Origin of the sequence: Streptomyces sp. SPB162 (assembly GCF_029504575.1) — a bacterium.
In the GTDB taxonomy this organism is placed as follows: domain Bacteria; phylum Actinomycetota; class Actinomycetes; order Streptomycetales; family Streptomycetaceae; genus Actinacidiphila.
Window position 1 is genome coordinate 1,314,054 of the sequence record NZ_JAQFII010000001.1, and the last position, 13,691, is coordinate 1,327,744.

General features: G+C 72.1%; 11 protein-coding genes. 7 read left to right on the forward strand and 4 right to left on the reverse strand.

Annotated elements, in window-relative coordinates:
* Nucleotides 1-98: 98 nt before the first annotated feature.
* Both M2266_RS06095 and M2266_RS06100 read right to left on the reverse strand, forming a co-directional pair.
* Complete coding sequence (locus tag M2266_RS06095) at nucleotides 99-992, reverse strand: ABC transporter permease (protein WP_277437215.1); 894 nt, start codon at nucleotides 990-992, stop codon at nucleotides 99-101.
* Nucleotides 989-3,631, reverse strand: a complete 2,643-nt coding sequence (locus M2266_RS06100; protein WP_277437216.1) for an alpha/beta fold hydrolase — start codon at nucleotides 3,629-3,631, stop codon at nucleotides 989-991. Before M2266_RS06100 ends, M2266_RS06095 begins: the two co-directional genes overlap by 4 nt.
* Before the next feature lie 177 nt (nucleotides 3,632-3,808).
* Between M2266_RS06100 and M2266_RS06105 the strand changes: the two genes are divergently transcribed.
* A complete protein-coding gene (locus M2266_RS06105) occupies nucleotides 3,809-4,267 on the forward strand; it encodes a nuclear transport factor 2 family protein (RefSeq protein ID WP_277437217.1) in 459 nt (152 codons plus the stop codon).
* 99 nt (nucleotides 4,268-4,366) lie between these two features.
* Here the strand turns inward: M2266_RS06105 and M2266_RS06110 are convergent, their stop codons facing one another.
* A complete protein-coding gene (locus M2266_RS06110) occupies nucleotides 4,367-5,014 on the reverse strand; it encodes an LAETG motif-containing sortase-dependent surface protein (protein ID WP_277437218.1) in 648 nt (215 codons plus the stop codon).
* Between the two features lie 178 nt (nucleotides 5,015-5,192).
* Nucleotides 5,193-6,590 carry an NADP-dependent succinic semialdehyde dehydrogenase gene (locus M2266_RS06115; RefSeq protein ID WP_277437219.1) on the reverse strand — a complete coding sequence of 466 codons (1,398 nt, stop codon included), beginning with the start codon at nucleotides 6,588-6,590 and terminating at the stop codon, nucleotides 5,193-5,195.
* 171 nt (nucleotides 6,591-6,761) lie between these two features.
* On the opposite strand from M2266_RS06115, the gene M2266_RS06120 reads away from it, so the two are divergent.
* The 6 genes from M2266_RS06120 to M2266_RS06145 all read left to right on the forward strand — a co-directional run bounded on the left by M2266_RS06120 (nucleotide 6,762) and on the right by M2266_RS06145 (nucleotide 13,643).
* A complete protein-coding gene (locus M2266_RS06120; RefSeq protein ID WP_277437220.1) occupies nucleotides 6,762-7,787 on the forward strand; it encodes an LLM class flavin-dependent oxidoreductase in 1,026 nt (341 codons plus the stop codon).
* A 9-nt stretch (nucleotides 7,788-7,796) separates the two neighbouring features.
* The gene (locus M2266_RS06125) at nucleotides 7,797-8,660 is read left to right on the forward strand and encodes an MBL fold metallo-hydrolase (RefSeq protein WP_277437221.1); all 864 of its coding nucleotides are present in this window, start codon (nucleotides 7,797-7,799) and stop codon (nucleotides 8,658-8,660) included.
* 123 nt (nucleotides 8,661-8,783) lie between these two features.
* Entirely contained in the window at nucleotides 8,784-9,827 is a 1,044-nt protein-coding gene (locus M2266_RS06130; protein WP_277437222.1) for a phosphatidylinositol-specific phospholipase C domain-containing protein, read from the forward strand.
* A 48-nt stretch (nucleotides 9,828-9,875) separates the two neighbouring features.
* A complete protein-coding gene (locus tag M2266_RS06135; protein ID WP_277437223.1) occupies nucleotides 9,876-10,079 on the forward strand; it encodes a hypothetical protein in 204 nt (67 codons plus the stop codon).
* A gap of 244 nt (nucleotides 10,080-10,323) precedes the next feature.
* Complete coding sequence (locus M2266_RS06140) at nucleotides 10,324-10,524, forward strand: hypothetical protein (RefSeq protein ID WP_277437224.1); 201 nt, start codon at nucleotides 10,324-10,326, stop codon at nucleotides 10,522-10,524.
* A gap of 239 nt (nucleotides 10,525-10,763) precedes the next feature.
* The gene (locus tag M2266_RS06145; RefSeq protein ID WP_277437225.1) at nucleotides 10,764-13,643 is read left to right on the forward strand and encodes a discoidin domain-containing protein; all 2,880 of its coding nucleotides are present in this window, start codon (nucleotides 10,764-10,766) and stop codon (nucleotides 13,641-13,643) included.
* Nucleotides 13,644-13,691: the final 48 nt, after the last annotated feature.

The following is a 13,691-nucleotide window of genomic DNA, read 5'->3' on the forward strand; positions in this document are numbered from 1 at the left end:
GCAACCCCTTCCGGTTCCCGGCGTTCCCGGTGTCCGCCGTTCCCACTGTCCCGGCGTTCCGCTGTCCCGGCGCTCCCGCTGTCCCGGCGTTGGCGGATTCAGGACACGACGTCCTTCGTCCGGAAGCCGCGGAAGGCGAGGGCGGTCAGCACGATGGCGTAGGAGACGGAGACCGCCGCGCCCTGGATCATGCCGGACCATTCCAGGTGCGGCTGCAGGGCGTCGGCCCAGGAGTACTGCCAGTGCGCGGGAAGCAGATCACGCCAGGAGCCGAGGGCGGTGACGGCGTCCAGGACGTTGCCGACGATGGTGAGTCCGACGGCTCCGCCGACGGCTCCGAGCGGCGCGTCGGTGATCGTCGAGAGCCAGAAGGCGAGCGCCGCGGTGACCAGTTGGCTGACGAAGATGAACGCGATGACGATGCCCAGCCGCGGCAGCGCGGTAGCGGCGGGCAGCGACCCGCCGGTGGGGATCTGCAGATCGCCCCAGCCGTAGGCGACGGTGCCGGCCGCGAGCGCGACCACGGGCAGCAGGAGCATCGCCGCCGCGCTGAACCCCAGCGCCACCAGGAACTTGCTGGTGAGCAGCCGCGTGCGCGGCACCGGCGCGGCCAGCAGGTAGCGCAGCGAGGACCAGCTGGCCTCCGAGGCGATGGTGTCGCCGCAGAACAGCGCCACCGGCACCACCAGCAGAAAGCCCGCCGAGACGAACAGGCAGGTGGCGGCGAAGTTGGCGCCGGAGGCGGTCGCCGTGTCGATGAGAGAGGGCCCGTTGCGGTTGTCGCTGCCGTCGGGCTGGCCGCCGATGGCGAACGCCGCGATGAGGATGAAGGGCAGCGCGGCGAGCACGGCCCCGACAACAAGGGTGCGGCGGCGCCGCAACTGCCGCATGGCCTCCACCCGCAGCGGCAGGGTGCGCCGCGGGCGGTAGCCGGGGGCCGTGGAGGTGGCGGGAGCGGGGGCCGGGGAAGGAGCCGGGGCGGTGGCGCTCATGCGTTGCCTCCGATGAGGGTGAGGAAGGCGTCCTCCAGGCGGCGCTGCGGTCCGACCCGGGTGACCGGGACGTCCAGCCGGACGAGTTCGACGAGGAGTTGCGGCACGGTCATGCCGTCCAGCGCGATGAGCAGGCCGTCGTCGCCGCGGACCGCTCCCGACAGGCCCGGCAGCTCGGCGACCTTCTCCAGGACCCCTTCCGGCAGTTCGCCGTCCACCCCGACGAGCAGGGTGTCGGCCGAACCGGTGATCTCGCCGACCGGACCCGCGGTGATCAGCCGTCCGCGGTCCATCACGACGAGGTGGGTGCAGCTCTGCTCGACCTCGGCGAGCAGATGGCTGGAGACGATCACGGTCCGGCCCTCGGCCGCGTACCGGATGAGGACCTCGCGCATCTCACGGATCTGCGGCGGGTCCAGGCCGTTGGTCGGCTCGTCCAGGATCAACAGGTCCGGCATGCCGAGCATCGCCTGCGCGATGGCGAGCCGCTGCCGCATGCCCTGCGAGTAGGTGCGGACCGCCCGGCGCAGCGCGTCGCCGAGACCGGCGATCTCCAGCGCCTCGTCGAAGTGCGCGTCCTCGGCGGGCCGTCCGGTCGCCTGCCAGTACAGGTCGAGGTTGGCGCGCCCCGACAGGTGCGGCAGGAAGCCCGCGCCCTCGACGAACGAGCCGACGCGGGAGAGCACCGGCGCACCCGGCCTGATGGCCTCGCCGAAGACCCGGACCTCGCCGCCGTCGGGTTGGATCAGGCCCATCAGCATCCGCAGGGTGGTGGTCTTGCCCGCCCCGTTGGGGCCGAGGAGTCCGAGCACCTGGCCGCGTTCGACCCGGAACGTCAGATCGCGGACGGCGTAGCGGTCGGCCGACTTGGCGTACTTCTTGCTCAGGTCGGTGATCTGCAGCGGTACCCCGGACAGCGCCGGGTCGGGGGCAGGCGTCCGCACCCGCCGGCGGCCGACGAGCAGCAACAGCGCGGCGATGACGGCCGCGCCCAACGGCATGCCCCAGGTCCACCACGGCAGCCCGGCGGCCGCGGTGGCGACACCGGGGTCGGTGGGCAGCGTCAGCGCGGGAGCGGTGAGCGAGACGGTGTACGTGGCGGCCGGGGCCGGTGAGGCGTAGGCCAGGTCGGTGGCGGCCAGGACCAGTCGCAGCCGGTGGCCGGCCGCGAACTGGTGGTCGACGGCGGGCAGCCGCAGCTCCACGCTCTTCCCGCCGGCCGCGCCCTCGACGCGTACCGGGGTGACGAGTTGCGCGGGCAGCGACTGGCGGCCGTCCGCGGAGACGTCGTAGAGCTTGGCGAAGAGCACGGCGTCGTCGGTGGATGCCTTGACGCGCACGGTGACAGTGGGCGAGCCGGTGACGCGGATCCCGGAGCCGAGCGGACCCGAGTCGAAGCGCGCCGACTGGCCGGGGAAATCCAGCGAGATGCCGGCGCCGAGGCTGGACAGCTGGGAGAGGCCGCCGATGCCGGGGAGTGCGGAGATCGCGGGCGGGCTGCCGCCCGCGGGGTTGGTGATCGTCTGCTCGCCGCCGGCGAGCGTGACCTCGCGGGACGAGGCGCCGGCCAGGCCCGGGTAGCGGTCCGCGCTCGCGCCGCGCAACACGGCGCGGCCGTCGGTGGAGTTCACCCCGCCGGTGCGGGTCACCCGGAAGGCCGGGCCGGTGCCGGCCGACGTGTCGCCCTTGAGGTAGCGGTCGAACCAGGCGGCGACACGGCCCTCGACCCGGCCGGTCTCCAGGTCGCCGCCGTCGTGGCCCCCGGCGATCCAGTCGACGGCGACGGGCGCGCCGTTCGCCGCGATCGCCTTCGCCATGGCGTCGGCCTGGCCGAGCGGGAAGAGCGAGTCGCTCTGGCCCTGCACGATCAGGGTCGGCACCTTGATGCGGTCGGCGACGGCGGACGGGCTGAGCTTGTCCAGCATGGCGCGGGCGTCGGCGTCGGGCTTCCCGGCGACGGCGACCCGCTGGTACATCGCGCACACGTCCGGCGCGAAGCGCCCGCACGCCGGGTCGCCGGTCCGTGCGCCGCTGGAGAAGAAGATCCCGGCCCACAACTTCTTGTAGACGCCGCCCGGGAAGAGCGAGTCGGCGAGATTCCAGTACGTGATCTGCGGGGCGATGGCGTCGATCCGCCGGTCGTACCCCGCGGCGAGCAGCGAGACCGCTCCGCCGTACGACGCCCCGGCGACGCCGACGCGGGGGTCGCCCGCCGCGTCGAGCCGCACCTCGGGCCGCTTGGCGAGCCAGTCGACGAGCCGGCTGACGTCGGCGACCTCGCCGGCTGACGCGTTCAGGCCGATGGTGCCCGTGGACTTCCCGAAGCCGCGGGCCGACCAGGTGAGCACGGCGTAGCCCTGCCGCGCCAGGTTCTCGGCCTGGTCGCGCAGGTCGTCCTTGCTGCCGCCGAAGCCGTGCCCGAGCAGCACGGCGGGCCGGCGCCGCGTCCCGCCGTCGGTGAAGAACGACGTGTCGAGACGTTCCCCCTGCCCGGGAAGCATCGCGTCCTCCTGGTGCACGGCGGCGCCTCCGGACGAGGCGGCCGAGGACGCCACCGCCCAGGTTCCGCCGCCGCCCAGCAGGGCGAGCACCACCGCGCCGGTGAGCAACCGCTTGCGCCGCGGCAGTCGAAGATCCATGGTCCGATCCTACGGTCGCCCTGGTGGCCGACCTCGAACGGGCCGACGGATTCCCCGCGTATTCACAGACACCGGCGCCGCACGGCCACCGCCCTTGACTTCTCTCACGGCCCGTGCGATCCATGGCGGTTCCGACCGCCCAACGGCCCCTCGGGGCCGCGAAGTACCGGGAGCCGCATGCTGACGCTCACCGAAATCTCCGACCGGCTGGAGATACAGGATCTGATGGTCGACTACTGCCACGCCGTCGACACCCGGCAATGGGACCTGCTCGACGAGGTGTTCGCCGCGGGCGCCGTCATCGACTACACCGCGACCGGCGGGCCGCGCGGCACGCTCCCGCAGGTCAAGGAGTTCCTCGGCTCCGTGATGGGGCAGTTCCCCGCCTACCAGCACCTCCTGGGCAACGCCTCGATCCGGCTCGACGGCGACACCGCGACCGGCCGCACCATGTGCCACAACCCGCTGGTCCTGCCCGGCGAACCGGGCGCGGCGGACGGCGGGGTGCTGCACTGCGGTATGTGGTATATCGACGTGTTCGTCCGGGTCGCGGGCGCCTGGCGGATCGCCGAGCGCGTCCAGGAGAAGTCGTTCCTGCACTTCGCGCCGGGCGCGCCGGGCCGGCCGAAGGGCTGACGCCGCTGTCCGCGAGAAGGGCCCGTACCCCTGGGAGTTCCAGGAGTACGGGCCCTCCGACGCGCTACGGGGATGCCGTTTGCGGGGGGATCCGGTGGATCAGCTGTGCGCGGAGCGGCGCTTGCGGTTCATGAGGAGCAGACCCGCACCGGCGGCCACGACTGCCGCGGCGATGCCGCCGATGATCGGCGTGGAGCTGGAGCCACCGGTCTCGGCCAGGTTGGCCGGCGGGGTGGACTGACTCGGCGAGACGACGGGAGCGCTCGACGTCGGCGTCGGGGCCGGAGTCGTGGTCGCCGGGGTGGTCGGCGTGCCCGGAGTCGTGGTCGCCGGGGTGGTCGGCGCCGTGGTGGGCGGGGTGGTGGGCGGCTTCTCCTCGTCACCCTTGCAGGGCGCGACCGTCTGGGTCTCGTCCTTGTCGTAGTTGTGCTTGCCCGTGTCGCCCGCCTTGACGACGAGGTGCACGGCGACGTCCTTGCCGTGCTTCGGCAGGTCCAGCACCTTGTGGAACTGGGCCTTGAAGGTGGTGGTCGCCAGCAGGTCCTTGCCGTCCACGGTGATCGTGACGGTGTTCTCGACCCGGTTGTTGTACTGCGTGAGGTCAACGGTGACCTTGTCGCAGGTGACCGACCAGACCGGCGTGTGCGCGGACGCCGGAGTGGCGAGGACGCCCGTTCCGACAAGTGCCGCGAAACCGGCGACGGCTATCGCACCGGTACGTACCCGGCCGCGGTGCTTCATCTGCATGAATCCTCCATGAACAACGCTTTGCGGCAGCCCCGTTCAGCCGCGCATGTACGAGACGCGGACCCTACACCCGCCCCTCCCGCGTCCCGACACCGCCCCCGGCGTCCTGTCCACGCCGCTCAGCGGTGACCCCCGGCGCCACAGTGGCACCGGGGGTCACCGATGGATCGGCCGACCGTCAGGAGGCGGCGCTGTGCCACACCGTGGTGGTGTTGCAGAACTCGCGGATGCCGTGTCCGGACAGCTCGCGCCCGTAGCCGGAGCGCTTCACCCCGCCGAACGGCATGGCCGGGTGGGAGGCGGTCATGCCGTTGAAGAAGACGCCGCCGGCCTCCAGGTCGCGTACGAAGCGCTCCTGTTCGGCTTCGTCCCGGGTCCAGACATTGGAGCTGAGGCCGAAGGGCGAATCGTTGGCGAGCCGCACCGCCTCGTCGAGGTCCGCGACCTTGTAGAGCGTGGCCACCGGGCCGAACGCCTCCTCGTGGTGGATCCGCATCCGCTCGGTGATGCCCGCGAGTACCGTCGGCTCGTAGAACCAGCCCGCCTGGTGGGAGGCGGGGCGCTGCCCGCCGCACAGCGCCGTGGCGCCGAGCTTCTCGGCGTCGGTGACGAGTTCCTCCAGGTCGGCCCTGCCCTGCTCGGTGGCGAGCGGCCCGACGTCGGTGGACTCGTCCATCGGGTCGCCGACCCGCAGGGCCGCCATCGCCTGGGTGAAGAGCGCGGCGAACTCGTCGTACACGTCGGCGTGCACGATGAAGCGCTTGGCCGCGATGCAGGACTGCCCGTTGTTCTGCACCCGGGCGGTGACCGCGGTCTTCGCGGCCCGCGCGATGTCGGCGGACGGCATGACCACGTACGGGTCGCTGCCGCCGAGTTCGAGGACCGTGTGCTTGACGACGTCACCGGCGATCGCGGCCACCGAGCGGCCGGCCGGCTCGCTGCCGGTCAGCGTCGCCGCCACGACCCGGTCGTCGCGCAGGATCTCCTCGATGGCACCGGAACCGACCAGCAGCGTCTGGAAGCACCCTTCGGGGAACCCCGCGCGGTGGAACAGGTCACCCAGGTACTGCGCGGTCTGCGGGACGTTCGAGGCGTGCTTGAGCAGACCGGTGTTGCCCGCCATCAGGGCCGGCGCGGCGAACCGGACCACCTGCCACAGCGGGAAGTTCCACGGCATGACGGCGAGCACCACGCCCAGCGGCCGGAAGCGCACGAAGGCGCGGGCGCCGCCGGAGTCCTCGACGTCGGCCTGGCCCGGGTGCTCGTCGGCCAGCAGGCCCTCGGCGCGCTCCGCGTACCAGCGCATGGCCTTGGCGCACTTGGCGGCCTCCGCGCGGGCGGCGACGAGCGTCTTGCCCATCTCGGTGGTCATGGTGCGGGCGATGTCCTCGCCCTCCTCCTCCAGCAGCGCGGCCGCCCGGCGCATCCGGTCGGCGCGCTCGCTGAAGGGGGTCGTGCGGTACTCACGGAAGGCCGCATGGGCGCGGGCGAGCTTCTCCTCGATCCCGGCGGCATCGAGGGCCTCGAACGTCCTGAGCGTCTCGCCCGTCGCCGGGTTCACGGTCGCGATCGGCACGGCAATGCCTCCTGGGGCTCGGCTGTCCTGATCGTTTGCCCCATTTTCGCGGAGGAACCCGGATTCGGCCCCCGGCGGAACGCCACCGGGGGCCGGACGGCGCAATCGGGCCGGGAATCGCCCGCGATCCACGGCCGGGAATCCCCCGTGATCCACAGCGTTGAACCGAAGGTGACATCAGCACTTCGAGGGACCCCGCTGTCCGTCCTGGACCGGTCGCGCACCCGCCAGGGACAGAGCCACGCCCAGGCGCTGCGGGACACGGTCCGCTTCGCCCGGCAGGCCGAGGAGCTCGGCTACCGCCGCTTCTGGGTCTCGGAGCACCACAGCGTGCCCGGGGTGGCCGGTTCTGCGCCCACCGTGCTGGCGGGCGCCGTCGCGGCCGCCACCTCGCGGATCCGGGTCGGCACGGGCGGGGTGATGCTGCCCAATCACCGGCCGCTGGTGGTGGCGGAGCAGTTCGGGGTCCTGGAGGCGCTCTTCCCCGGCCGTGTCGACATGGGCCTGGGCCGGTCGGTCGGGTTCACCGACGGCATCCGGCGGGCGCTGGGACGTGACAAGGAGGCGGCCGAGGACTTCGGCGCGCAGCTGACGGAGCTGCTCGGCTGGTTCACCGGCGACCAGCGGACGCACCCCGAGGTGCACGCCTGGCCCGCCGAGGGCCTGCGGCCGCCCGCGTTCGTCCTGGCCACCGGCTCCGGGGCCGACCACGCGGCGGCGCTGGGGCTGCCGCTGGTGATCGGCGCCGTCCGCGGCGAGGACCCGATGCTGCGCGCCATCGAGCGGTACCGGGACGGTTTCCGCGCCTCCGCGTGGTCGGCCGAACCGTACGTCGTGGTCTCCGCCAACGCCGCGGCCGCCGCGACGCCGGGCGACGCGCGCCGGCTGCTGCTGTCCGAGGCCTGGTCGAGCGCGTACTCCCGCACCCACGGCGCCTTCCCGCCGCTCCTGCCGGCGGCGGAGGTGGAGGCGCTGCGGATGTCCGAGCGGGAGCGCGGGTACTTCGACGCGGCGCTGGAGGGCCAGATCCACGGCACGGGCGACGAGGTGGCCGCGGCGCTCAGCGCCCTGGTGGGTCGCACCGGCGCCGACGAGGTCCTCGTGACCACCAGCACCTTCGACCGGGCGGAACTGCTCGACTCCTTCAGCCGGCTGGCCGCGGCCGCGGGTATCGGCGCACCGGCGGCCGCCCTGTAGCGTCGCCCCATGGACGAGTTCAGCGGGCCGCCGGCCGGGCCGGGAGACCTCGACGTGCGGTGGCACGCCGGCTGGCCGTCGGCGAAGCACGACCCCGCGCCGGAGATCCAGGTGCACGCGTTCGACGAGAACACGCTGATCCTGCGGCAGAACATGTCGGTGCACTTCGAGGCGCCGTTCGTGTTCCTCCTCCTCGGCGCGGACCGGGCCCTGCTGGTGGACACCGGGGCCACCGCGGACGAGCGGTACTTCCCGCTGCGCCGCACGGTCGACGCGCTGATCGAGGACCGTCTCGTACGCCGGCCCCGGCCGGGTTACGGGCTGCTGGTCGCCCACACCCACGGGCACGGCGACCACATCGCGGCCGACGGCCAGTTCGCCGGCCGCCCGGACACCACGGTCGTGGGCACCGGTCTGGCGGACGTGACCGCCTTCTTCGGTCTGACGGGCTGGCCGGACACCCGGGGCGCGCTGGACCTCGGCGGCGGCCGGATCGTGGACGTGATCCCGGGCCCCGGCCACCAGGAGGCGGCCGTCGTCCTCTACGACCGGGCCACCGGTCTGCTGCTGACCGGTGACTCCTTCTACCCGGGCATGCTCTACGTCCAGGACACCGCCGCGTTCACCGCCACCGTCGACCGGCTGCTCGAGTTCTGCGCCACCCGCCCGGTGACCCACATCCTGGGCTGCCACGTCGAGATGACCACCACCCCCGGCGAGGCGTATCCGCGCGGCACCACGTACCAGCCCGACGAGCCGCCGCTGCAGTTGGGCGTCGATGGGCTGACGGCGCTGCGCAAGGCCCTCACCGAGACCGGCGGCCGCCGCGGTGCGCACATCTTTGACAACTTCATCGTGGACATCACGGGTTGAGGGCGCCCCCGTTGTCCGTCGGCACCAAGTAGTTCACGTCCCGTCGTTCCACGATCATCCCGCGGTAGGACAACCCCCTTAATCTGCTTCCCACTTGCTCTCAACGGGAGGCGGCTCATGCGCATGTTCGGACGCACATCGGCAGCGGCGGCGCTCGCCGCGGCGGCGGCACTGACCCTGCTCGCCCCGACCGGATCGCAGGCGGCGGGCACCGACGCCCTCCCCTACTCCGGCAGCACCGGCGTGGGGGTGCACAACGCGTACGACAAGGCCAAGTACCCCTACTTCGCGGACGCGCTGGACTCCGGCGCCGCGCTGCTGGAACTGGACGTCTGGACCAACTCGCTGGGCGGCACGAAGTTCCGCGTCGGGCACGACAACCCCTTCGGCAACAACAACAACTGCGAGAACGCCGCCAACGCCTCCCAGTTGCGCGTCAAGCCGGTCAACCAGGGATTCGACGGCTGCCTCGCCGACATCAAGGCGTGGAGCGACGCGCACCCCGGGCACGCACCGGTGCTGCTCAAGGTGGAGATGAAGGACGGCTTCAACGACAAGGGCGGCCTGGGCCCCGACGAGTTCGACACCCTGGTGGGCGGCAAGCTCGGCAGCGCCCTGTACCGCCCGGCGGACCTGGTGGGCGGCCGGGGCACCCTGGACGCCGCGGCGCTCGCCAACGCCTGGCCGACGCGGGCCGCGCTGGCGGGCAAGTTCCTCGTCGACCTGATCCCCGGCACCGTCGAGGAGAGCAACCCGTTCGACAGCCTGTGGACCGACAAGGAGTACGCGACCCGGTTGCGCAACCTCGCCGCCGCCGGGACGCTCCCGCAGGCGGCCGCCTTCCCCGCCGTGCACGGCGCGGCGGCGGCCGACCCCCGGACCTCCCGGTACCCGGACGCGACGCTCCGCCCCTGGTTCGTGTTCTTCGACGGTGACGCCGCGGCCTATGTGGACGGCGGGATCGACACCGCCTGGTACGACAGCCGGCACTACATCGTGGTGATGACGGACGTGAACAAGGTCGCGCCGGCCATCGACGGCACGCATCCGACGGAGGCCGAGGCGTCGGCCAAGGCCGCGCAGGTCGCCGCGCGGCACGGAAGCCTGGTGACCGCCGACTGGTACGCACTGCCGTCCGTGCTGTCCTCGGTGTACCCGCGCGGCTGACGCCGCTCGCCCACCGGCGCCGTCGGGTCCGTCCGATCCGCCGGGCCGGTGGGCGGTACGGCCGCCACGTTCCGCAGCGCGTACAGCGCGAGGACGGCCGCCGCGACGCACACCACCACCATGCCCAGCGCGCCGCCGAGTTCGGTGGCCGACTCCGGGAAGGCCGAGGCGGCGCCGGCCCGCTCGGGCGGCGCCACCCCGATCACCATCTCGGTGACCAGCGCCATCACCAGGACCAGCCCGGAGGCGTAGCCGCTCGACGCCACCAGCAGCCACCACAGCGGGGAGTCCGCCCCCACCAGGGTCACGGCGCGGAACCCGGTGGCGGCCGGCAGGAACCCGGCGCACATGATGGAGGCCCGGTTTGATGCCGCGCCCGGCGAGACCGGGTGCGAGCGGAGCGGTCGCGCCGACCACGAAGGACGGCACCAGCGCCCACAGGGCGGCCCGCGGCGGACTCGTGCCGAGCACCGACTGAAGGTACTGCGTCAGGACGATGGCGAAGCCCACGGTGGCGAGCATGGCCAGGACGTTCACCGCGAGGGAGCCGCTGAAGGCGCGCTCGCGGAAGTGCTCCAGCCGCATCCCGCTGAGCACCGGGCCGATGGCGATGCCGCCCGCCATCGCCCCCGTCCGGATGCCGGCGGCCATCGCCCACCGCATGCTCGACGGGATCGAAGTCTTCGCCATCCGCTAAAGGGTGTTGCGAAAGTCCCGCCTGGCCCACGACGCCCAGCTCAACATCCGTTTGTGCCACGGCACTAGCTTGTCTTTGCATTTGATCGTCGCAATATTGCGCAGACTTATGGACTTGCTGCAGGGGTGCTCGTAGTCTCTCCCACGCCCGGCCGAAACCCCCACGACACACGCCCGCAGCGCGACCGCAATGTGCGCCGCTCGCCCCCCACCTTCGACCTGCAAGGACGTGCCTCTGTGATGCATGCACCCCCAAGTCCCCGCCTCCGGCGCAGTACCACCGCGATCGTCTCCCTCGTCGTCAGCGCGGCCGCCGCGCTGACCGGGGTGGGTCTCGCCACCGCTCCCGCCGCGCACGCGGCGGGCGTCGCCGCGCTGTCCCCGCTGGATGTTCCGAACCGCGGCGCGGTCGTGCCGTTCAAGGAGCAGGAGGCGGAGTACGCCGCCACCAACGGCACCGTGATCGGACCGGACCGGCTGTACGGCAAGCTGCCGTCCGAGGCGCAGGGCCGGCAGGCCGTCACGCTGAACGCGGTCGGGCAGTACGCCGAGTTCACGCTGACCGCCCCGGCGAACGCCATGTCGTTCCGCTACAGCCTGCCGGACACGTCGGACGGCGCCGGGCGGGACGCGGCCATCGACCTGAAGGTGAACGGCTCCACGCTGAAGAGCGTGCCGGTGACCTCCAAGTACAGCTGGTACTACGGCGGCTACCCGTTCAACAACAACCCGGGCGACACCAACCCGCACCACTTCTACGACGAGACCCGGACCCTGCTGGGCTCGACGCTGCCGGCCGGGACGAAGATCCGGCTGCAGGTGGCCTCCACCGCCGCCTCCCCCACGTTCACCATCGACCTGGCCGACTTCGAGCAGGTCGCGGCCCCGATAGCCAAACCGGCCGGCGCCCTCGACGTGGTCGCCGACTTCGGTGCGGACCCGACCGGCGCGGCCGATTCCACGGCCAAATTCCAGGCCGCGGTCAACGCCGGACAGGCGCAGGGCAAGACGGTCTACATCCCGCAGGGCAACTTCACCCTCTACGACCACGTCGTCGTCGACGGGGTCACCCTGGCGGGCGCGGGGCCGTGGTACAGCGTGCTCGGCGGGCGCGACCCGGTGAACCGCAACCGCGCCGCGGGCATCTACGGCAAGTACGTCCCGGGCGGCGGCTACACCGGCGGGGTGCGGCCGCAGGAGGCCAACGGGCCGAGCCGGAACGTCACCCTCAAGGACTTCGCCATCATCGGCGACATCCGCGAGCGCTCGGACGACGACCAGGTCAACGCCCTCGGTGGCGCGATGTCCAACTCCGTGGTCGACAACCTGTGGATCCAGCACACCAAGGTCGGTGCCTGGATGGACGGCCCGATGGACAACTTCACCATCAAGAACAGCCGCATCCTGGACCAGACCGCGGACGGCGTGAACTTCCACACCGGAGTGACCAACTCCACCGTCACCAACACCTTCCTGCGCAACCTCGGTGACGACGGGCTGGCGTCCTGGCCGGAGCGGGTCGCGAACGTCGGTGACTCCTTCACCCACAACACGGTGATCCTGCCGATCCTGGCGAACAACATCGTCACCTACGGCGGCAAGAACTTCACGATCTCCGACAACGTGATGGCGGACACCATCTCCAACGGCGGCGGCCTGCACATCGCCAACCGCTACCCCGGGGTGACCTCGGGCAACGGCACCGCCGTCGCGGGCACCATCACCGCGGCCCGCAACACCCTGATCAGAACCGGGAACAGCGACTACAACTGGAACTTCGGGGTCGGCGCGATCTGGTTCGACGGCCTGAACGAGGCCATCAGCGGCGCGGTCATCAACATCACCGACACCGACATCCTGGACAGCTCGTACGAGGCCATCCAGACGATCGAGGGCGGCGTCACCGGGGTCAACTTCACCAATGTCAACATCGACGGCGCCGGCACCTACGCCATCCAGGCCCAGGTGCAGGCCAACATGAAGTTCACCAACGTCAAGGCGAAGCACATCGCCCAGGCCGCCACCCCGATCCACAACTGCGTCGGCGCGAGCTTCGTGATCGTCGACGGCGGCGGGAACTCCGGCTGGAACACCGGTTCCACCTGCACCGGCAACTGGCCCGCCCCGATCTGGACCAACGGCGGCATCCCGTCGGATCCCTCGAACCCGCCGACCACCCCGCCCACGACGCCGCCGACCACTCCCCCGACCACCCCGCCGACCTGCGTCCCGGGCACCGGCAACCTGGCCCAGGGCAAGCCCGTCACCGCCACCAGCGTCAACGGCTCCTACAGCGCGGCCAACGCCGTCGACGGCAACGCGGGCAGCTACTGGGAGAGCGGCGGCGCGTTCCCGCAGTCGCTGACGGTCGATCTCTGCGCGGCCACGAGCGTCGACAGTGTGACGTTCAAGCTGCCGCCGGGCTGGGAGTCGCGCTCGCAGAGCATCGCGGTGCTCGGTTCCGCCGACGGAACGGCCTTCAGCCAGCTGGCCGCACCCAAGGCGTACGCGTTCGACCCCGGGTCCGCGAACACCGTCACCGCAGGCTTCACCGCCGCGAACGTGCGCTACGTCCGGGTGACCGTCTCGGCCAACACCGGCTGGCCGGCCGCGCAGCTCTCCGAGCTGGAGGTCCGCCACACCGGTACGACGCCGCCGACGACCCCGCCCACCACTCCCCCGACGACCCCGCCGGCCAACAGCAACCTGGCCGCGGGCAAGAGCATCAGCGCCACCAGCACCAGTGACGTCTACGTGGCCCGCAACGCCAACGACGGAAACTCCGCCAGCTACTGGGAGAGCGCGGGCAACGCCTTCCCGCAGTCGGTGACCGTCGACCTGGGCGCGGCGACCGCGACCGGCCGGATCGTCCTCAAGCTGCCGCCGCCGGCGGCCTGGGGCACCCGCACGCAGACCTTGAGTGTGCTCGGGAGCACCGACAACTCCTCGTGGAGCACCCTGAAGGGTTCCGCGGGCTACACCTTCGACCCGGCGAGCGGCAACAGCGCGACCATCACGCTGCCCGCCGGAACCACCACCCGCTACCTGCGGCTGACGTTCACGGCGAACACGGGATGGCCCGCGGGCCAGCTCTCCGAGTTCGAGGTGTACGCCTCCTGACCCCGGCACGGCGAAGGGCCCGACCGGCGGTACGCCGGTCGGGCCCGC